At 65.0% G+C, this 20,846-nt stretch carries 18 protein-coding genes and 1 riboswitch; of the genes, 8 read left to right on the plus strand and 10 right to left on the minus strand.

Annotation, left to right across the window (positions count from 1 at the left end; translation table 11 throughout):
* Positions 1-176: 176 nt before the first annotated feature.
* The 5 genes from JOE46_RS25075 to JOE46_RS25095 form a co-directional block, all read right to left on the minus strand.
* Positions 177-1,505: an MFS transporter gene (locus JOE46_RS25075; RefSeq protein ID WP_209928756.1), complete on the minus strand. Its 1,329-nt coding sequence runs from the start codon at positions 1,503-1,505 to the stop codon at positions 177-179.
* Positions 1,506-1,518: 13 nt separating this feature from the next.
* Positions 1,519-2,454, minus strand: coding sequence for an alpha/beta fold hydrolase (locus tag JOE46_RS25080; protein ID WP_179800457.1), 936 nt, complete (start codon positions 2,452-2,454; stop codon positions 1,519-1,521).
* Positions 2,455-2,531: 77 nt separating this feature from the next.
* On the minus strand, positions 2,532-4,085 hold the full coding sequence (locus tag JOE46_RS25085; RefSeq protein ID WP_209928757.1) for a long-chain fatty acid--CoA ligase: 1,554 nt from the start codon (positions 4,083-4,085) through the stop codon (positions 2,532-2,534).
* 193 nt (positions 4,086-4,278) lie between these two features.
* Complete coding sequence (locus JOE46_RS25090; RefSeq protein ID WP_097210436.1) at positions 4,279-4,869, minus strand: hypothetical protein; 591 nt, start codon at positions 4,867-4,869, stop codon at positions 4,279-4,281.
* Positions 4,870-4,950: 81 nt separating this feature from the next.
* Positions 4,951-5,841, minus strand: coding sequence for a TauD/TfdA family dioxygenase (locus JOE46_RS25095; RefSeq protein WP_097210437.1), 891 nt, complete (start codon positions 5,839-5,841; stop codon positions 4,951-4,953).
* Positions 5,842-6,555: 714 nt separating this feature from the next.
* On the opposite strand from JOE46_RS25095, the gene JOE46_RS25100 reads away from it, so the two are divergent.
* The 5 genes from JOE46_RS25100 to JOE46_RS25120 all read left to right on the plus strand — a co-directional run bounded on the left by JOE46_RS25100 (position 6,556) and on the right by JOE46_RS25120 (position 12,750).
* Complete coding sequence (locus tag JOE46_RS25100) at positions 6,556-7,611, plus strand: AraC family transcriptional regulator (protein ID WP_209928758.1); 1,056 nt, start codon at positions 6,556-6,558, stop codon at positions 7,609-7,611.
* A 160-nt stretch (positions 7,612-7,771) separates the two neighbouring features.
* The gene (locus JOE46_RS25105; protein ID WP_209928759.1) at positions 7,772-8,902 is read left to right on the plus strand and encodes a type I restriction endonuclease; all 1,131 of its coding nucleotides are present in this window, start codon (positions 7,772-7,774) and stop codon (positions 8,900-8,902) included.
* A gap of 303 nt (positions 8,903-9,205) precedes the next feature.
* Positions 9,206-11,527 carry an arylsulfatase gene (locus tag JOE46_RS25110; protein WP_245221168.1) on the plus strand — a complete coding sequence of 774 codons (2,322 nt, stop codon included), beginning with the start codon at positions 9,206-9,208 and terminating at the stop codon, positions 11,525-11,527.
* 120 nt (positions 11,528-11,647) lie between these two features.
* Complete coding sequence (locus JOE46_RS25115) at positions 11,648-12,058, plus strand: pyridoxamine 5'-phosphate oxidase family protein (RefSeq protein ID WP_143548384.1); 411 nt, start codon at positions 11,648-11,650, stop codon at positions 12,056-12,058.
* An 83-nt stretch (positions 12,059-12,141) separates the two neighbouring features.
* A complete protein-coding gene (locus JOE46_RS25120; protein ID WP_097210441.1) occupies positions 12,142-12,750 on the plus strand; it encodes a pentapeptide repeat-containing protein in 609 nt (202 codons plus the stop codon).
* Here the strand turns inward: JOE46_RS25120 and JOE46_RS25125 are convergent.
* A complete protein-coding gene (locus JOE46_RS25125; protein WP_307861335.1) occupies positions 12,747-13,136 on the minus strand; it encodes a helix-turn-helix domain-containing protein in 390 nt (129 codons plus the stop codon). The genes JOE46_RS25120 and JOE46_RS25125 overlap by 4 nt on opposite strands.
* A gap of 97 nt (positions 13,137-13,233) precedes the next feature.
* The gene (locus tag JOE46_RS25130) at positions 13,234-13,755 is read right to left on the minus strand and encodes a GNAT family N-acetyltransferase (RefSeq protein WP_179800459.1); all 522 of its coding nucleotides are present in this window, start codon (positions 13,753-13,755) and stop codon (positions 13,234-13,236) included.
* 32 nt (positions 13,756-13,787) lie between these two features.
* Between JOE46_RS25130 and JOE46_RS25135 the strand changes: the two genes are divergently transcribed.
* On the plus strand, positions 13,788-14,648 hold the full coding sequence (locus JOE46_RS25135) for a bifunctional methylenetetrahydrofolate dehydrogenase/methenyltetrahydrofolate cyclohydrolase (protein ID WP_179800460.1): 861 nt from the start codon (positions 13,788-13,790) through the stop codon (positions 14,646-14,648).
* A 9-nt stretch (positions 14,649-14,657) separates the two neighbouring features.
* Positions 14,658-14,969 (plus strand): DUF3017 domain-containing protein, encoded by a 312-nt coding sequence (locus JOE46_RS25140; RefSeq protein ID WP_097210444.1) that lies wholly within the window; start codon positions 14,658-14,660, stop codon positions 14,967-14,969.
* Positions 14,970-15,047: 78 nt separating this feature from the next.
* Here the strand turns inward: JOE46_RS25140 and JOE46_RS25145 are convergent, their stop codons facing one another.
* The 3 genes from JOE46_RS25145 to JOE46_RS25155 form a co-directional block, all read right to left on the minus strand.
* Complete coding sequence (locus JOE46_RS25145; RefSeq protein ID WP_097210653.1) at positions 15,048-16,208, minus strand: homoserine O-acetyltransferase; 1,161 nt, start codon at positions 16,206-16,208, stop codon at positions 15,048-15,050.
* A 262-nt stretch (positions 16,209-16,470) separates the two neighbouring features.
* Positions 16,471-17,562 carry a homoserine O-acetyltransferase gene (locus JOE46_RS25150; protein WP_209928762.1) on the minus strand — a complete coding sequence of 364 codons (1,092 nt, stop codon included), beginning with the start codon at positions 17,560-17,562 and terminating at the stop codon, positions 16,471-16,473.
* A gap of 89 nt (positions 17,563-17,651) precedes the next feature.
* On the minus strand, positions 17,652-18,962 hold the full coding sequence (locus tag JOE46_RS25155; RefSeq protein WP_097210446.1) for a bifunctional o-acetylhomoserine/o-acetylserine sulfhydrylase: 1,311 nt from the start codon (positions 18,960-18,962) through the stop codon (positions 17,652-17,654).
* Positions 18,963-19,097: 135 nt separating this feature from the next.
* A riboswitch (SAM riboswitch) is annotated at positions 19,098-19,215 on the minus strand.
* 181 nt (positions 19,216-19,396) lie between these two features.
* Here JOE46_RS25155 and JOE46_RS25160 point away from each other — a divergent pair.
* Positions 19,397-20,788 (plus strand): amino acid permease, encoded by a 1,392-nt coding sequence (locus tag JOE46_RS25160; protein WP_209928764.1) that lies wholly within the window; start codon positions 19,397-19,399, stop codon positions 20,786-20,788.
* Positions 20,789-20,846: the final 58 nt, after the last annotated feature.

The raw sequence follows: 20,846 nt of genomic DNA on the forward strand, positions 1-20,846 counted from the left end.
CAACTGCTCGCACTGGCCCGGAACCTTGGGGCAACTCATCGCGCAGCCGGTAGCGACGATAGCCCGATCATGCGCCGGCCGGCCCGACGTCCGGCCGGGGTGATGGGCGCTGACGACGAACGGGATCTGCCGACGACGCCGACGATGTCTGCTCCACGTGGGGCGGGAAGTTCACTTCACGGACGTGGTATTTCCGTGCTCAGTGCGGCGAGCTTTCGCACGCCTGCAGGGTAGAGACGCTTGCCGGCGACCAGCGCGGCGATCGCACCGAGGTAGACCAGCGGGGTGAGTTGCATAGCCCCGAGCAGTCCTACGCGGTCGGCGAGGACACCGACGACGAATGGTCCCAGTGCCATTCCCAGCAGGTTGTAGGAAACGGCGAGCGTACCCATTGCGGAGGCTCGGACAGAGGAGTGCGTGAGATTGGCTACCATCGCCGCGGATGGGCCGGACGCCCCACCGGAGAAGAAGGCGCCGATTCCGACAAGGACCATTTGAGCGGCCCCGGTACCGACGCGAAATCCAACCGTCAGGAATACGAGCGAGATCATGCAGAAGACAATCGCGGCGGTCCACTTGCGGCTGGTGTCGATACGACCGACGCGGTCAGTAATGATGCCGCAGATCACCATTCCGCTGCCGACGAGCAACACAAAGATCGACGCCATCACCCCGGCGTTGGCAGGGGCGAAGCCGTAATAGCGGTTGAAAAAGCTTGGGAGCCATGACAGCAACACTCCGGCGGTGAACAGATGCAGTCCACCGCCGATGTATGCGCACAGGACCGCTGGATTGGTGAACAGGCTCGAGACCGGCGCGCGGTACCTCGCCGGTGTCGCAGCAGTGGCTTGGTGCAAGTCGTCGGCGGCATGCTGGGCGAGTTTGCGTTCGGTGATCAGTGCCCGGTACAGCGCCACCAGGACCAAACCGAAGACCGCCATGGCAGCGAATGACCAACGCCAGCTCAGGTGGACGGCGATGATCCCGCCGAGTGCGACACCGATGACCGACCCGAATGATCCGCCGGCCATGAAGGCCCCGCTGAGGGTGGCGTGCAATCGGGGGGCGAAGACGCTGAGCACGACCGCGATGCCGACGCTGGTGTAGGCGGCCTCGCCCACTCCGACGAGGAACCTGGCGCCGAGCATCTGCTCGTAGCTGGTGGCCACCGCACACAACAATGTCGCCATGCTCCAGAGAACCGCCATGAGAATCAGGCTCTTGACCCGGCCCAACCGGTCGGCCAGCAACGACAGCGGCAGGGTGAGGAGGCCGACCATGAGCGCCACGATGCTGGAAAGCGAGGCGAGCTCGGAATCAGACAGAGCCCATTCGGTTTTCAAGAACGGGAAGACGGCGCTGAGAACCTGCCGGGACATGTAGTCCGCGAGCAGCAGACCGAAGGTGAGGGCGAAGACGATCCACGGATACCTCGTCGACCGGGCGCCCGGCCCGACGAAGGGAGCGCCGGCCAGGTGTTCGGGGGATTGGGCACGCAGTCCCATTGGTGCTCCTAAACTAGTGGCCGATCGTGGCCTCGGGCAGGTCGCGGCACGTGGCGCCAGCCGCATCGGATGAGGCATCGCCGAGCTGCGCATGAAGGAACGGCAACACAATTTCGTTGACCTTGTCGGGCGCATCCAGCCAGGGCCAGTGCCCAGTCCCAGGCACGATTGCGACCTGCGCGCCAGGGAAGCTCTCCAACTGCCGCCGGGCAAAGTCGACGGGGAAGAAGGGATCGTCCGCGCCCCACACCACGAGCGCCGGAACTTCCAGATCTCGTAGCGGGCCCGTCAAACTGCTCTCGAGGACGGAAAGATCCATCGACCGGTACATCTGGAGCACTGCCTGTTTGGTACCACCCGGGGCGGCGTGGTCCGCAATCTGGTTCAGCCAATTCTCGGGCAAGGCGGGGTTCTTGCGCCCGATTATCGCCCGGTTGACCTGCCTGGTCATCAGCAGTTGCACCAGTTCGCCGACGAACGGGGTTCGCCACAGACGAGCGAACCCGTGCCAATGCGAGTCCCTGTTGATCCCGGTGTCGATGATCGTGACACTGGCTACCTGCTGCGGATGAGCGGCGGCCCAGGCGAGCCCCCACGGACCCCCGAAATCGTGGAGGACCAGGTGCGCACGCTTGACCCCGAACTGCTTGACGATGCCGTCGAGGTGTGCTGCCTGCGACTGCACGTCGTAAGCTTGATCCGCTCGGCGCTCGGCGTCGCCGAAGCCTGGCATGTCGGGGGCGATCACCCGAGCGAATGTTGCGACTTTCATCAGAATCGGATCCCAGTCGCCGGCCGAACCGGGATTTCCGTGCACGAAGAGCACGACCTCCTCGGAACCCAAGTGGCAGTTGGTCTTTACCGGCGACCGGACGTCTCCTACCACAATCTGCATCTCTTCAAGCATTGTCTTCTCCAGGTAGCGTTGCCCCATCGGGCCAGTGATCATCAGGTAATTGGCTGCCGTCCCGGGTCGCATTTCGCGATGGGCCACCAGTGCCGGCGCAGTCGGATGTGAATACGCAACTAGGCGAGGCTGCGTTTGAGAATCTTCCCTGTGGCGGTCATCGGCAACGACGTCACGAACTGGATTTGCCGCGGGTACTTGTAGGCGGCCATCTGCGTCTTGGTCCAGTCGATCAGCTGACCTTCGGAGATATCCGCATCCTTGTCGAGGATGATGAAGGCCTTGACCTCCTCGCCATGACTTTCGTGTGGTACTCCGACCACCGCCGCCAGCGAAACCGCCTCGTGCGCCATGAGCACCTCCTCGATCTCCCGGGGGTAGACGTTGAAACCACCCCGCACGATCATGTCCTTGGCCCGGTCGACGATGTAGTAGAAGCCGTCCTCGTCGCGGCGGGCTAGGTCCCCACTCCGGAACCAGCCGTCGCGCATCACTTCCTCGGTGGCCGCGGGCCGGTTGTAGTAGCCCTTCATCACGTTGTGGCCACGAATTGCGACCTCTCCCACCACGTCCGCTCCGGTGAGAACGTTCCAATCGGTATCGATCAATCGGACCTGCACGCCCCATATCGGCGTGCCGATCGACCCTGATCGGGCGTCGCGCTCGGAATCGCTGAACACCGCAAGCGGTGACGTTTCCGAGAGTCCGTAACCCTCGAGGATCTGGACCCCGAATCGCTCGTTGAACTGCTTGAGGATCTCTACCGGCATCGACGCTCCGCCGGAGATCGCCTTGCGCAGATTCTGCGCGATTCGTTCCACGTCGGTTCCGTCGTCGAGCGTGCCGAGAATATCGAGCAAACCCCAGTACATGGTCGGTACGCCGGCGAAGACAGTCACGGTCTGTTCGTTCATGATCTGCAAGGCAGACTTGGCGTCGAACCGCGGCAACAGGATCAACGTCGCGGCCACCGAAAACGCCGCATTCATGTTCACGGTCTGACCGAAGGTGTGGAAGAGCGGTAGCGCGGTCAAATGCGTGTCGTGCCGGCTTGGCTGGGAGTCGAAAAGGCGGTTTGACGCCAGCGCATTGAGCACCATGTTCGAGTGAGTGAGCTCGGCGCCCTTGGGCCGGCCGGTGGTGCCGCTGGTGTAGAGGATCACCGCGGTATCGGTGGCCTCCCGTAGCGAACTCGCGAATGTAGTGGGTTGGTCCGCCAACGCCTGCGCCAGAGTGGTGCTGCCCCCGGTGACAGGCACATCGTCCGCGCTGATTACGAACAGATCCTCACAGGTCGGGGTCCATTCGTAGCCTTCCCGGGCGAACTCGGCGATCGGCAGGTCCGATGTGCCCTCGAAGCAGAAATACGCCTTGGCATCCGAATCGGCCAGGTGATAAGCGATCTCACGACCCTTGAGCAGGACGTTCAGCGGCACCACAACCGCGCCGGCCTTGAGAATTCCGTAGTAGAGAATCGGAAACCACGGCACGTTCGGGAGGGAAAGCGCCACCTTGTCGCCGGGTTGGATCCCGCGTGACACGAGCAGGTTGGCTACCTGGTTCGAGGCGGCGTCGACCTGGGCGTAGGTGAACCGCCGTTCGCCGTGGACGATCGCGTCACGGTCCGGGTACCGCCGGGCGGAATCTTCTAGAAACATGGACATATTCAGCATGTGGCGTCTCTCTTGGCTGGCTGGCGCTTCCGCCGGCGGTGTCTTCAGTCGGCCCGCGGCGGCGCACGAGCGGCCCGGCGGTCACCATGTCAACGCCGGGCCGCCGGGTGTGGGCAGGTCTGCGCGGGCGCCTGAGGAAGTGGTACGCCGGTGGCGGCGGCACGGTCTCCGGCGGGCGTAGACGAGGAATCCCCTAGAAGGGTCGGTGCGGCAGCGGCTTGATCAGGTGTTCGAGCAGGGGCGCCGACTGTGCACAGGTGAGCACCTCGGAAGGGGCGAGTCGGATGTACTCCCGGGTCGATGCGTCGACCTCCCACACGTCCTCACCGATGAGGCGGCCCTCGTCGTCGTAGGGCCAGTTCATGTACTGACGGTTCTTCATCAGGTAGGTCGCCTGCGGGTCGACGTCGATACCCTCAGCCACCAGCGAGGATCCTGGAGTCTGCTGGTAGAGCACGAAGTCGGTGCAGATCAGGTTGTCGCCGACAGCGATCTTTTCGTGCTCGACGTAGAAGATGCACTCCCCGGTGCCAGCCCATTCGCTGTAGATGCTCTTGATCGCGTCGGCACCCTCGAGCCTGATCGTGCGTCCAAAGGTGTTGAAGTTGTAGACAGGGTTCTCGACCATCATGTCGGGCGCGAAGATCTCCTCCCAGCGGCCTGCGACCTCGAGGTTGCGGTGCCGGTTGTAAGCATGCAGCAGGTACTTGTGCCGCGGGTTGTCGGTCCGCTCGATCAGCTGCGCGACCGCGATATTTGTCTTGGTGACGTCGAACCTGCTCATTGTGATTCCTTTCAGAAGCTGAAAATGGGTATGCACTCTGGTTGTGTCCAGCCTGCAGCGAATACCTCAGAAGGGGAGGTCTCAGAATGGCCTGTCGCCCGCGATTGTCGCGCGCTCCATTTTCCGGACTGCCGGCCAGTAATCCTGCACCGCGTAGTGCTGCGTGGATCGGTTGTCCCAAATCGCGACGCTGTCCTTCGTCCAGGTCCAACGGACCTGATACTCGGGAATCGCCGCCCGACTTTTCAGGTAGTTGAGCAAATCGCTCGCGCCGGGTGAGTAATCTGCGCCGTAACGCACGCGGTCCGGGGTGTGGAAATTGGTGAAGTGCGTGGCGAAAACATTCACATAGAGGATCTCTTCCCCCGTATCGGGATGCGTGCGCACAACCGGATGCTCGGCATCGGGAAAGCGGTCTCGCAGCTGGTGTCTTTCTTCCAGTGGCTTAGCGGCACCGAAGACTGCCTCAAAACTGTGCCGGGCACGCAAGCACCGCACCTCATCCTTGACGTGATCCGGAAGCTCCCGATACGCCTCGACCATGTTGACCCAAATGGTGTCGCCACCGACTTCTGGCTTTTCCACGCAACGGAGGACGGAGCCCATGGAGGGGTGCTCGCGCCAGCTGGTATCGCTATGGTAGGCGTTCTCGTAGTGCCCCTCGCTTGAATTATCTTTGTACAGGAGAACCACACCCGAGTCAGCATCGGTGTTTGGGTGTCCGTCTTCGAGCGATCCGAACTTCTTCGCAAGCTCTACGTGTTCGGCACGTGTGATTTCCTGATTTCGGAGAAATAGCACTTTGTGCTTGAGGAGGAGCGTCCTCAGTTCGGCGAAGAGCGCATCGTTGCGAGTGATGTCCGGGATCTGTACGTCAAACAGCTCGGCACCGATGTGACGTGTCAACTGCTTCACTTGGATCAGGGGCTTCTCGGATTGCGCTGATTCCTCGACTTTGACGGCGTTGTGCATGGACGTGACTCCTTCGATTTCAGGCGGCGGGATAATCTTTCAGCTTGGCCTGTGATGCCGGGATCGCCGGCTGGATGCTCATCAGTTGCGGGCCAACAATGGGTGGATTCGCAGCTTCAGATGTCGAAACTGTAGCGGTCAGTCGCGATTAGAATTTGACCTCGTGTTGCATCTCGCTTGACGCGCTATTGCTCGGGGCGCGGACCTCGCCCGCGACGAACGGCGGGTTCGGGCGGCCTAGCGGATCAGCGCTGTGGCATCGCCGGCAGTTCCGGCGCCCAAAGGTTGATATGAACGCGACGGACACCGAGTTCACGGACACCGAGTTCACTGAGTGCCCGCGGTATCGCAGCTTCAGATCCTGGTCAGATTGTCATGGCAGGCTTGCTGGAGGTGGTGGTTGTCCCATGCCATGGCTGATGGCCATCGAAGTCCTGGCATGCCCAGTGGCCTGCTGTATCCCGTCCAGCCTCGGCCTGTGGGAGCCGATCTGTCGAGGGAAAGGCAGATCCCGATTGCAAGGTTCACTGCTTGGGGACCGGTATCTGCCTATCCGCCAACGGTCACAGGCCGTCACGCGCTCGGCGCGGCAAATCAAGGCTATCCACAATCGCATCCACGAGGTACTCTCGACTGCCAATACGTGAACCTTCGAAGTCGCATAATCCCATCGCAGGAGGCAACTCTCTTATTGTGCCGCAATAGGGCAACTCCGTGGATCAGACTGAAGGCGAAGGCACTCTGCCGTTCGACGATTATCGGAAAGACGCCGCGATGACACTGCTTGTTCGCAATGCCGCTCTGACCGGCTATCTGGATTTCATTCGGTCTCGGAAAGTTGACCCACTTCCATTGCTGAGGTCTGTAGGACTCCAGGCGGCTGATCTGGCTATGCCGAATCAGTGGATCGCCATCGACGCAGCCACTCAACTGCTCGAGCGATCTGCGGAGGCAACGGGCCTCGAGGATCTTGGAATTCGTCTGGCTGAAAATCGCAAGATGACCAATTTGGGTCCGATCAGCGTCGCCGCGCAGGGCGAACCGGATATGCGTGGCGTTCTGATGCTGCTCGGCAATTACCAGCACATTCGCAGCGAGGCCATCAGTATCCGAATCGCGGAAGCGGACGGCATCGCGAAGGTCCGGGTTGGCTTCGACGTTCGCCCCGATGGCGTATACAGGCAGTTTTCTGAGATGACTGTTTGGGCGCTTGTCCGTCTAATCAGGATCGTTGTCGGCAAAAATTGGAATCCGGTAATCATTTGCTTTACGCACGCCGCGCCGGTCGCCCGGACCCTTCACCTTCGAACCTTGGGCAACTCGGTCCAATTTGGCAATAATTTCAATGGGTTTGAATTCCATGCGTGCGATTTGGATATCCTGAACAGTCAGTATGACCCGCTATTTCAATCATTCGCGAAGGATTATATTGATACGATCGCTAGCCCGCGCCCAGTCGGTGACCTCGATCGCGTCCGTGAATTGATCGAGACGACTCTTCCGACCGGTCGGTGCTCATTGCAACACGTCGCGAAGACCCTCGGAGTCAACCGCGTCACGGTACATCGACTTCTTGCTCGATCGAACACGTCATTCTCGGAGATTGTGAACACCACCCGGGCGGAGTTGGCCCAAAAGTATGTCACCCAGCAGGCGCGCTCCCTGACGGATATCGCAGGACTGCTTGGATTTTCCGAACTCTCCGCGTTCTCGCGATGGTTTCGAACTGAGTTCGGATCCAGCCCGACGGTATGGCGGGCCGCACGATAGCACTTCGTGGTGGCGCATAGTGGGGAATGGAGTCGAGCGCGATGGACGCTGGTATCGATAGAAACTGCAGGCGGGCGGAGAGCGCTGTCTGGTGCTGCTTCGGCAGTGAAAGTTCTTGCCCTGGGTTAGCATCCGTTGCACGTCGACCAGGGGAGTCCGGATGAGTTTCGCCGAGGGCATCAACGCCCTAGCCACAAAGATCCGCGAGAAGAAGGCCGGTATCGAGACCGAGGAGGCGACGAAAAATGCCTTCATCATGCCGTTCATCTCATCGGTACTCGGTTACGACGTCTTCGACCCCAGCGAAGTGGTCCCGGAGTTCGTCGCCGACGTCGGCGTGAAGCGTGGCGAGAAGATCGACTACGCCATTCTGAAGAACGGCGAAGTTCGGATGCTGGTCGAGTGCAAGAAAGTCGGCGAGCCGCTGAACGTGAACCATGCGTCTCAGTTGTTCCGGTACTTTGCGGTCACTCAGGCGCGTATTGCGATCCTGACGAACGGTCAGGTGTACCAGGTGTACACCGATGGCGATGCCCCCAATGTGATGGATGCGAAGCCGTTCCTGGTCTTCGACCTTCTGGACATCGACCGCACTCTGATCCCCGAGATGCAGAAGCTGTCGAAGGAGTCGTTCGACCTGGATTCGGTGGTCAACGCAGCTGAGGAGCTCAAGTACATCGGCATGATCAAACGGGTCTTGGCAGGTGAGGTCAAGAACCCCAGCGACGATTGGATCAAGTACTTCGTGTCGCGGGCCTACGACGGTAAGGCCACTCAAAAGGTTGTGGAACAGTTCCGGCCCTTGGTCACCAAGGCCACCAGTCAGTACATCGGTGACCAGGTGAATGACCGGCTCAAGAATGCACTCGGAGGCGATGCGCCCAGCTTTGACGGGGTAGAGGCTCCCGCGCCGGCAGAATCGGTTGTGGCGGAAGCCGAGGCAGTACTTGGCAGTGCCCCGGATCCCGATATCACGACCACCGACGAGGAACTCGAAGGGTTCAACATCGTTCGGGCTATTGCTGTTTCCGAGGTCGCTCCGCAGCGGATCGTCCACCGGGACGCCAAGACGTACTTCGCGGTCCTGCTCGACGACAATAACCGGAAGCCGATCATCCGCCTGTACTTGAATGGCAAGAGCGTGAAGTACGTGATGACCTTCGAGGGTGGCAACAAGGCCGGAGTTCGGCACGATATCGGATCTGTCGTGGACATCTACAACGTTGCCGAGCAGATCAGGACCGTCATCCGCGAGTATGCAGGTCAGGGTGAACTGACTCCGGTCAGCTGAGGAAATGGGACGTGGCACCAACCGTTCGGGTTCGGTCGGTGCCACGTCGGTGGCGGGCCGTTCACGGACCCAGGTGTCCCGATCGCCGCCCCGGGATAAAGATCTTCACTGGACGGGGCTACCGGGACGGTGCTGGTCAGCGAGTTCCGCCAACGGCCGATGATCGGGACGCGCCGGCGAAGTTCCTCCGTCGGGAAAGGATGATCGCGGGATGGACCGATTCGTGCTGTGATTGTTTGTGTCAGACGGCGCTGCCGGCTGGGTCACGGCGGCGATCTTGGTAGGCCTTCGGAAGGCATAACGATGGGCATCATCGCCGATCCAATCCCCGGTGGCGACACGCTGCCGTTCCCACCACCCCCACCCGGCAGCATCGCCGGACGCACGATGCAGGAATCGACATATCGGCCACGACCGAAGGTGCGCCGACTGCCCGAAGACACACCCAACGTGCTGATCGTCTTGATAGACGACGCCGGACCAGGACTGCCGGACACCTTCGGTGGCGAGGTCCGCACCGACACCCTGAGCCGGATCTGCGCGGAGGGGGTGTCCTACAACCGATTCCACACGACTGCGATGTGCTCGCCGACGAGGGCGTCCCTGCTGACCGGCCGCAATCACCACCGCGTCGGCAACGGCCAGATCGCCGAGTTGGCCAACGACTGGGACGGCTATTCCGGACACATTCCCGGCTCCAGCGCCACCGCCGCGACGGTCCTGCGGCATTACGGCTACAGCACCGCCGCGTTCGGCAAATGGCACAACACCCCCGCGGAGGAGACCACCGCCGCTGGTCCGTTCGGCAACTGGCCGACCGGGCTGGGCTTCGACTACTTCTACGGATTTCTTGCCGGGGAGGCCTCCCAGTACGAACCCAACCTGGTCCGCAACACGACCCTCGTCGCGCCCCCGAAGACCCCCGCACAGGGCTACCACCTGAGCGCGGACCTCGCCGACGACGCGATCGACTGGCTGCGCAAACACAAGGCGTTCGACGCAGACAAGCCGTTCTTCCTGTACTGGGCGAGCGGCTGCCTACACGGGCCGCACCACATCATGAAGGACTGGGCCGACAGGTACGCGGGCAAGTTCGACGACGGCTGGGACGCCTACCGGCAGCGGGTCTTCGCACGGGCCAAGGACAAGGGATGGATCCCACCCGAGGCGGAGTTGACCGAACGGCACCCGGACATGGCGGGATGGGACGACATCCCCGACGACGAGAAACCGTTCCAGCGGCGGCTGATGGAGGTCGCGGCGGGGTTCGCAGAACACTGCGACGTCCAGGTCGGTCGCCTCGTCGATGAGGTGGACCGGCTCGGATATGGCGAGAACACCCTGGTCTTCTACATCTGGGGCGACAACGGATCCTCCGGCGAGGGACAGAACGGGACCATCTGCGAACTGATCGCCCAGAACGGCATCCCCACCACCGCGGCGCAGCACATCGCCGCGCTCGACCAACTAGGCGGACTCGACGCGCTGGGGTCCCCGAAGACCGAGAATCAGTACCACGCCGCCTGGGCCTGGGCGGGCAGCACGCCGTTCAAGGGACTCAAGCTGCTTGCCTCACACCTCGGCGGCACCCGCAACCCGCTGGCGGTCCGCTGGCCGGCGACCATCACCCCCGACCCGGTGCCACGCGACCGCTTCCTGCATTGCAACGACATCGTCCCCACCATCTACGACATCGTGGGGATCGCCCCGCCCCGGGTGGTGGACGGATTCCCGCAGGACCCCCTCGACGGAGCCGGTTTCGCGGAGACCCTCCTCGACCGCGACGCGCCCGGCGGCAAACGCACGCAGTACTTCGAGGTCATGGGCAGCCGCGCCATCTACCACGACGGCTGGATGGCGTCGGCATTCGGCCCGCGAGTGCCGTGGCTGCCCGGCCTGCCGCCAGGCATCACCGACTGGACCCCCGACGACGACGTGTGGGAGCTCTACCACCTCGACGACGACTTCACCCAGAACCACGATCTCGCCGCGCAACGCCCAGACAAACTCGCCCAGCTTAAGGAGATCTTCGCGATCGAAGCGGCGAAGAACCACGCACTCCCGATCGGCGGCGGACTGTGGGTGCCGGTCCTGCACCCGGACCAACGCATCACCCCGCCCTACACACGGTGGGAGTTCCCCGGGCCCATCACTCGGATGCCCGAGTTCTGTGCCCCCGCGTTGGGCAACAAGAACAACCGCGTCACCCTCGAAGTCAGCATCCCGGACCAGGCGGACGGTGTCCTCTACGCGCTCGGCGGCGCCGGCGGCGGACTGACCTGCTACCTCGACGACGGGTACCTCTGCTTTGAGTACAACCTGTTCATCCTCATGCGCACCAAGATCCGGTCGGCGACCGCAGTGACCACCGGCAGGAAGACAATCGAGACAATCACCGAATTCACCGAACCGCGGCCCGGCGGGCCGCTGCACATCACCGTCTGCGTCGATGGTGAACAGGTCGCCGACGGCATCGTCCCGATCAGTGTGCCCCTGATCTTCACCGCCAACGAATGCCTCGACATCGGCACCTGTCTCGGCTCGCCGGTGTCTCTGGATTACTACGACCGGGCGCCGTTCCCGTTCACCGGCCACATCGAGAAGATGCTGGTCGAATACATCTGAGCGGTCAGATAGGGGGGCATAGCGAATCCCTACTGATCCCGGGTACAGGTGGCGGGCCGTTCAGCGCCCCGGGCCGCCGATCGGTCGTATCGTCGAGACAGACCCCGATTGGAGGCCGACATGGACATGCCGCCCGAGGCTCGTCGCCACATCGCAGAGGATCACATCGCCTGGTTGACCACCGTTACCGACAGCGGAGCGCCGGCACCGAACCCGGTCTGGTTCGTGCCGGACGGTGACGATCTGGTGGTGTTCAGCGCCCCTGGATCGCGGAAGGTGCACAACATCGCCGAGCGACCGACGGTCACCCTGAATTTCAACTCCGACCCGCACGGCGCCGACATCGTCGTCATCAACGGCACCGCGTCGGCGACGCCGAACAAGAAGTCGAGCGGCCTGCGTGCCTACCTCGACAAGTACGAGGCCAGCATCACCGGCGAGCTGGGGACCACGGTCGAGGAGATCGACCGGATCTACAGCACCGAACTGCGGATCACGCCGACCCGGGTGCGCCTGACGCCTCCGGCCTGACGGCGCCGAGTAGCAGACCGGGTGCGGCGGGCAGGCGGCCACCGCCGCACCGCCGCGTCGCTGGGTGGGGGCAGGATGGCCACATGGCATCGGAACACCCCGAGGAATTCGTCGGCGAGGACTTCTCGGACGCGCGTTTGCCGCGTCAGAATTGGCAGGATCGGCACTACACCGGCTGCAACTTCCGTGACGCGGACCTGAGTGAGCTGCGCACGGAACGGGTGGTGTTCACCGACTGCGATTTCACCGGCGCGGACCTGTCCGGTTCGCATCACACCGTGACGGCGTTCCGGTCCTGCACCTTCACTCGGACGCGGCTGTGGCACAGCGTGTTCCGGAGTTCCAGCCTGCTCGGTTCCAACTTCCAGGACTGCCGCATCCGGCCGATCGAGTTCGACGAGGTGGACTTCACGCTCGCCTCGCTCGGCAAGGCCGACCTCCGCGGGGTAAACCTCACCGACTGTCGACTGCGCGAGGCCAACCTCGTCGATGCCGACCTGCGGCAGGCCGTGCTGCAGTCCGTCGACCTGTTCGGCGCCCGCACCAGCGGCCTCCGGCTCGAGGGTGCGGACCTGCGCGGTGCGCACGTCGACGCCGCGCTGTGGACAAGTGCCAAGTTGGACCAGGCGAAGATCGAGATGACGCAGGCGATTGCGATGGCCGCCGCGCACGGATTGATCGTCGAGCCCTAGCGACTCCCGTCCGCCGCGATGTCGGCGTCCTCGGTCGCGATGGCAACCAGGTCCGCCGGTTCGGCGAGATGCCCGCAGTCGCATACGAGACGAGAGGTCACGGTCCCGCCGCACCTGGCATGGTGGAACCGGAGAGCGCCGCCCGTGCTCGCGTAGCGGTCGCCCCATTGCATCAAGGCGATCAGGGCGGGTAACAGTGCGCGGCCCTTGGGGGTGAGCACGTACTCGTCCCTGGTGCGCGAACCCTCCTCCTGATAGGGCCGCCGCTCGAGCAGCTCCTCGTCGACGAGCCCCTTCAATCGCGAGCTCAACGCGGCCTGGGGGATCTCGAGGTCCGCCCGCATCTCATCGAATCGCGTCACGCCGTAATGCGCCTCGCGCAGCACGAGCAGGAAGTCGCCGACACCCGCTTACTGACGGCCGGACGGACCTGGGCGGAGCTGAAGCCCGTCTTGTACCCCGAGGGCTGACGGGCCCTGCGCCTCAGCGCACGAACTCGCGCGCCAGCAAGTCCATCAGTAGCCCGTCGTCCCAGGTGCCTTCCTTGTTCTTCTCGTACTCGCGCATCACCCCAACGTCCTTGAAGCCCACCTTGCGGTAGCAGGCGATCGCGGGGGTGTTGGCGAGCTTCGGGTCGATGACCAGCCGGTGGAACCCGTGGTCATCGATCAGATGAGCGCAGATGACCCGCACCACCTCGGTGCCGAGGCCCCGGCCCTGCGTCCCCGACGAGAGGAACAGGTCCAGCCCGGCGTGCCGGTAGTCGGGGTCCGGTTCGCAGTACCACTGGGCGAAGCCGATGACCTGGTCGTCCTCCAGCACGGTGTACTTGACGGTGTCCGGCTCCTCGACCTCGGGCCAGTCGTCGTCGGGAATCTGCCACCATCTGCGGACGTCGGGCTGGCGGTGGATCTCGCGCAGCCGGTCGCGGTGTTCGGGGCGGATCGCGGTCAGCACCACCCTCGGGCCGACGAGATCGGGTGCCTGTTCGGGAGTCGTTGCCATGCCATCCAGTCATACCTGAAACAATGGTGGCCGTGACTGCGACGATCCTGGATGGCAAGGCAACCCGCGACGAGATCTTCATCGATCTCAAAGCCCGAGTGGATGCGCTCAAGGCAAAGGGCATCACGCCCGGGCTGGGCACCGTCCTGGTCGGCGACGACCCCGGATCCGCCGCCTACGTGCGCGGTAAGCACAACGACTGCGCCAAGGTGGGGATCACCTCGATCCGGCGCGACCTGCCCGCCGACATCACCCAGGCCCAGCTCGAGGCCACCATCGACGAGCTCAACGCCAACCCCGAGTGCACCGGGTACATCGTGCAGCTGCCGCTGCCCAAGCACCTGGACGAGAACGCCGCGCTCGAGCGGATCGACCCGGGCAAGGACGCCGACGGGCTGCACCCGGTGAACCTGGGCCGGCTGGTGCTGGGCAAGGAGGCACCGCTGCCCTGCACCCCCCGCGGCATCGTGCACCTGCTCCGTCGTTACGAGGTGCCGATCAACGGTGCGCACGTGGTGGTCGTCGGCCGTGGCATCACCGTCGGCCGGCCGATCGGTCTGCTGCTGACCCGTCGCAGCGAGAACGCCACGGTCACCCTCTGCCACACCGGAACCAAGGACCTCGCGGCCGAGGTCGAGCGCGCCGACATCATCGTCGCGGCGGCCGGGGTTCCGGGACTGATCACCGCGGACATGGTCAAGCCGGGCGCCGCGGTGCTCGATGTGGGTGTCAGCCGGACCGCCGACGGTCTGCGCGGTGATGTCGACGACAGCGTCCGCGAGGTCGCGGGGTTCATCTCACCGAACCCGGGCGGCGTCGGGCCGCTGACGCGAGCCTTCCTGCTGACCAACGTCGTGGAGCGCGCGGAGCGGCTCGCAGCGGGCTCCGAGTAGAACCCGGCGATGACCGCTCAGACGTCCGCACCGACGGCGAACCGTTGGGTGCGCTTCGCTCGTAAGAACCTGCCCCTGTTGGCGGTGTTCACTGTGGTGCTCGTCGCGGTGGTCTTCGTGCTCGCCGACCGATGGCGTCGCGGTGCCTTCGTATTCGGGCTGGCGACGCTGCTGGCCGCCGGATTCCGGCTGTGCCTGCCCACCGAGCGGGTTGGGCTGCTCGCGGTCCGGGGTCAGCGCTTCGACGTGGGGGCGCTGACCGCGGTCGGCGCCGCGATCGTGTGGCTGGCGGTCTCGATCGATCCGTTGGGCACCGACTGAGGGGTGCCCTGATCGGGGCGCCCGTGGTTGCGGGCGCCGCGAGCGCGGTGCTGCCGCCGTCACGGCGGCAGCACCGCATCACGCCACTGCGGTGTTCACCCTGCTGGCCCTGGCCAGCGTCAAGGTCTCGTCGACCAGCGAGGTGACCCAGTCGACCTCGGTGAGGAAGCCGTCGTGCCCGGCGTCGGACCGCGCGACCCGCAGGCCTGCGCAGCCCGGCAGCAGGTCCGCCATCTCCTGGAGATGGCGCAGCGGCATGATCCGGTCCGAGTCGATGGCCCCGACGACCACCGGGACCGGGGTCGACGCCAGCGCGGCCGCGATCCCGCCGCGGTTGCGACCGACGTCATATCGGCAGACGACCTCGCTGAGCGCAACGTAGGAGCCGGCGTCGAAGCTCGACACCAGCCTGTCCGCGCAGTACTCGAGGTAGCTCTGCACCGCGAACCGGCCGCCGCGCCAGATGTCCTCGCCCTGCTGTGCCGCGTTCTCGAACTGCAGGTCCAGGGCCTCCTCGCCGCGGTACGACAGATGCGCGAACCGGCGGGCGATGCTCAGCCCGGAATCCGGGCTCCTGCCGGTGCCGTAGTAGTCGCCGCCCTGCCAGTTCGGATCCGTGGTGATGGCGTCGATCTGGGTGGTCTGGCCGCCGATCTGGTCCGCGGTGGAGCGCGGACCGATCGCAAGGGCAAGGGCCGAGCCGATGCGGTCGGGGTGGCCGATCGTCCATTCGAGGACGCGCATGCCGCCCATCGAACCGCCGACGACGGAGGCGAATTGCCTGATGCCGAGCGCGTCGGCCACGGCGACCTCGGCCGCGACCTGGTCGCGGACGGAGATCAGGGGGAAGCGTGATCCCCATGGCTTTCCGTCGGGTGCGAGCGAGCTCGGTCCGGTGGTGCCGCGGCAGCCGCCGAGCACGTTGGTGGCCATCACACACCATTCGTTGGTGTCGATGGGGGCACCGGCGCCGACCATGCCGTTCCACCAGCCCGGCGACGGGTGCTCGTCGTCGGCGGGCCCTGTGACGTGCGAGTCGCCGGTCAGGGCGTGCTCGACGAGCACGATGTTGTCGAGCTCCGGGCTGGGGGTGCCCCAGCATTGCAGGGCGACGGTGACGTCCGGGAGGACACCACCGCCCTCCAGCTGGAGCGTGCCGATGCGGATCTCGGTCAGACACCCGTTCGTCGGTGGAAACGCGACGACGCTGCGGGTGACCGACTCAGCGGTGACCGCCATCACGGTGGCGTCGGTCGCGAGCTGCTCGACGGGGGTGCTGAGGTTGATCGTTGGTGTTGACACGGCGGGAATGTTATCGATCAAGCGTCCAGGATGAGGGCAATCCGGAAACTTTTCGCTGGCATGAATCCGGGTTGGCCGCCCGCGGCCCCGATGCTGTCGATTTTGGCCAGAGCCAGCGGTCTCGCGGAGTAGCTTGGTGACCCGTTCGGCCTCGGTGAGGTGGCCGACAGTCCATCCGTACGGCCCCGCGAGATTCGCCCTATTCAGCGGAGCTACGGCCCGCCCGGGCCAGCGCCATGGTCTCGCCGAGCAGCTTGGTGACCCATTCGGCCTCGGTGAGGAAGCCGTCGTGGCCGTAGCGGGAGTTCACCACGCGAAGCCCGTCGCACCCGGGCAGATGCTGGGCGAGTTCCTCCTGCTGGCGCAGTGGGTAGAGCCGGTCGGAGTCGACGCCGCCGACGATGACAGGGACGGGGGTGGAGGCCAGTGCGGCCTCGATGCCGCCGCGGCCGCGGCCGACGTCGTGACGGTTCATCGCCTCGGTGAGCAGCACGTAGGTGCCGGGGTCGAAGCGGGCGACCAGCTTGTCGGCCTGGTGCTCGAGGTAGCTCTCCACCGCGTAGCGGCCGCCCTGCCAGGTGTCCTCGCCTGGTTGTGTGGCGTTGCCGAATCGGGTGTCGAGTTCGTCCTCGGTGCGGTAGGTCAGGTGCGCGATCCGTCGGGCGATCCCGAGTCCGGCGCGTGGCACCCGTCCCGTGCCGTGATAGTCGCCGCCCTGCCAGTCGGGGTCGGCGGTGATCGCGGCGATCTGGGTGGTCTGGGTGCCGATCTGGTCCGCGGTCGCCCGCGCCCCGACCGCGAGAATCAGGGCGGACCGGACGCGGTCGGGGTGGCCGACAGTCCATTCGAGGGTCCGCATGCCGCCCATCGAGCCGCCGACCACCGCCGCGAATTGGTCGATGCCCAGCGCGTCTGCGAGCGCGAGTTCCGCCTCGACCTGGTCGCGGATGGAGATCTCCGGAAAGCGTGATCCCCAGGCCCGGCCGTCCGGGTCGAGCGAGGCGGGACCGGTGGTGCCGCGGCAGCCGCCGAGGACGTTGGTGGCCAGTACGCACCATTCGTCGGTGTCGATGGGGGCGCCGGGGCCGATCATGCCGTTCCACCAGCCCGGCGACGGGTGCTCGTCGTCGACGGGACCGGAGACGTGTGAGTCGCCGGTCAGGGCGTGTTCGACGAGCACGATGTTGTCGAGGTCGGCGTTCGGCTCACCCCAGGCCTGCACGGCGAGGGTGACATCGGGCAGGACGACGCCGTTCTCCAGTCGGAGTGCGCCGATACCGATGCCCGTCAACCGCCCGTTCGGCGGCGGGAACCCCGCGAGGGCCGGTCGGGCTCCCCGCGAAGGCCGCGCCGAACGGGCGTCTGACTCGGAGCGCACTGTCAAGATGCCGCCGCCGCGAGACCGGCCTCGAGATCGGCCAGGATGTCGTCGATGCCCTCGATGCCGACGGCGAGCCGCACCAGGCCCGGGGTCACGCCCGATGCCAGCTGCTCCTCGGGGGTCAGCTGCGAGTGCGTCGTGGAGGCGGGGTGGATGACGAGCGAACGCACGTCGCCGATGTTGGCGACGTGGCTGTGCAGGGTGAGGGCGTTGACGAAATTCTTGCCCGCGTCGACCCCGCCGGCCAGCTCGAACGCCACGATCGCGCCCGCACCCTTCGGTGCGAGCTGCTGGCCGCGCTCGTACCAGGGCGAGGAGGGCAGGCCGGCATAGGCGACCGAGGTGACCTCGGGCCGGGCCTGCAGGAACTCGGCGACCCGCTGGGCGTTCTCGACGTGCCGCTCGATACGCAGGCTCAGCGTCTCCAGGCCCTGGCTGATGAGGAAGGCATTGAACGGCGAGACCGCTGCGCCCACGTCGCGCAGGAGCTGCACGCGGGCCTTGAGCGCGAACGCGGGCGCGCCGAGGTCCGCGAACACCGCGCCGTGGTAGCTGGGATCGGGCGTGGTGAAGTTCGTGTGCCTGCCCTGGGTCCAGTCGAAGTTGCCGCCGTCGACGATGACGCCCGCGATCGCCGTGCCGTGGCCGCCGAGGTACTTCGTCGCGGAGTGCACCACGATGTCCGCGCCGTGCTCGAGCGGCCGGATCAGGTACGGGGTGGCGACCGTGTTGTCCACGATCAGCGGGATGCCGTTCTCGTGCGCCACGGCCGAGACACCGGGGATGTCGAAGACGTCGTTCTTCGGGTTGGAGATGGTCTCGCCGAAGAAGGCCTTGGTGTTCGGCTGGATGGCCGCACGCCACTGTTCGAGGTTGTCGGGGTCCTCCACGAAGCTGACCGTGATGCCGAGCTTGGGCAGCGTGTAGTGGAAGAGGTTGTAGGTGCCGCCGTACAGGCGCGGGCTGGAGACGATGTGGTCGCCTGCCTCGGCCAGGTTGAGGATGGCGAAGGTCTCCGCGGCCTGACCCGAGGCCAGCAGGAGTGCCGCGACACCGCCCTCGAGCGCGGCGATCCGCTGCTCGACCGCGTCCTGGGTCGGGTTCATGATCCGGGTGTAGATGTTGCCCGGTTCGGCCAGACCGAACAGTGCCGCCGCGTGATCGGTGTTGTTGAACGTGTACGAGGTGGTCTGGTAGATCGGCAAGGCGCGGGCGTTGGTGGTCGCGTCGGACGTCTGGCCCGCGTGGATCTGCTTGGTCTCGAAGCTCCAGGCCGCGGTCGGGTCGGTGACGGGGGTGTTCTCGCTCATGTGTTGTCTACTCCAAGAAATTGGGGAGATCGGCGCAGCTCAGGCGCCAGGGGGCAAGAGTGGGTCCTATCTGCGACAACAACACATGGTGAACCTCCGGTGGGTCGTGGCCCGGTTTGTGGGTCCGTCCCGACGGACCCGCGCTTGTCATCCGAACTGTTTCTCGGACAACCCGGTCATCACCCGGGGCACCCCACCGCGGATGGAGGGTTGCCGACCAGCTAGCCGGGGCTTGATGCTGGCACTCATGACCGCCCTCGATATTAGCGGCTCGGATCGAACGGTCGACAGCTAGGGCGGCGTTTCGGTGTGACCGAGGCCCCTGCGAGACACGGCGACGGCGGGTGACCTGCATTACAGGGCTAGGCTCCTGGTCGCCATCATCAAGTTCTTGGCATCGCCCGAGTTTCGAGTACCTCGCAGGGAGACCGATAGTGAAAGCCGCCGCCACGGCGCTGACCCGAGGTCTCACCGCCCGGCACATCCGGTTCATCGCACTCGGCTCCGCGATCGGGACGGGACTCTTCTACGGCTCCGCCGCGGCGATCCAACAGGCCGGTCCGTCGGTCTTGCTGGCCTACCTGATCGGTGGCCTGGCGGTGTACATCGTGCTCCGCGCCCTCGGCGAGATGGCCGTGAGCAATCCGGTGTCGGGCTCCTTCGGCGAGTACGCGAGCAAGCACCTCGGGCCACTGGCCGGGTTCATGACGGGGTGGACGTACACCTTCGAGATGATCGTCGTCTGCCTCGCGGACGTGACCGCATTCGGCGTCTACATGGGGTTCTGGTTCCCCGACGTGCCGCGGTGGATCTGGGTGCTGGCGATCGTCTTCTTCATCGGCGCGATCAACCTGCTCAGCGTCAAGGTGTTCGGCGAGCTCGAGTTCTGGTTCACGCTGATCAAGGTCGCGGCGATCGTGGCGATGATCGCCGCGGGTGTGGCGATCCTGATCTTCGGCTTCGGGATCCACGACACCAGTACGGGGATCAGCCAGCTGTGGTCCGAGGGCGGGTTCTTCGCGACCGGCTTCGGCGGCTTCGTCGGCTGCTTCGCGATCGTCGTCTTCGCCTTCGGCGGGACCGAGATCATCGGTGTCACCGCGGGCGAGGCGCAGGATCCCGAGCGGACCATCCCGCGCGCGGTCAACACGGTGCCGATCCGGATCATGCTGTTCTACGTGCTCACACTTGCGGTGATCATGGCGATCAACCCGTGGCAGAGCATCGGCACCGACGGCAGCCCCTTCGTGCAGATCTTCGAGGGCCTCGGCATCGGCCCCGCCGCGACCGTGCTGAACATCGTGGTGATCACGGCGGCGCTGTCGGCGATCAACAGCGACATCTTCGGCGCAGGCCGGATGATGTTCGGCATGGCGCAACGCGGGCAGGCGCCCGCGATCATGCGGCGGGTCTCGCGCAACGGCGTGCCGTGGATGACGGTGGTCATCATGATCGTGGCCCTGCTGGTCGGGGTGCTGTTGAACTACGCGATCCCGGAGTCCGTCTTCCTCGTGATCGCCTCCATCGCCACCTTCGCCACGATCTTCGTCTGGCTGATGATCCTGTTGTCGCAATACCGGTCGCGGCGCCGGATGAGCGCGGAGGAGACGGCGGAGCTGAAGTTCCCGGTGCCGTTCTGGCCGTACGGGCAGATGTTGGCGATCGCCTTCCTGGTCTTCGTGATCGTCGTCCTCGCCTTCTCCGCGGACACCAGGGTGGCGCTGGTGGTCGGGGCCGTGTGGCTGATCCTGCTCACCCTCGCCTACTTCCGCTTCGTCCGTCCGCAGCCGGAATCGGAGCCGGAACTCGTGCATCAGCCGTCCTGACGGCGATTCCCCTGCGCCGCGCCCGATTCGGCGGGAGGATGTGAGCAGCAGCTCGCTT

Source organism: Rhodococcus sp. PvR099, assembly GCF_017833315.1.
Classification (GTDB): Bacteria; Actinomycetota; Actinomycetes; order Mycobacteriales; family Mycobacteriaceae; genus Rhodococcus_G; species Rhodococcus_G oryzae.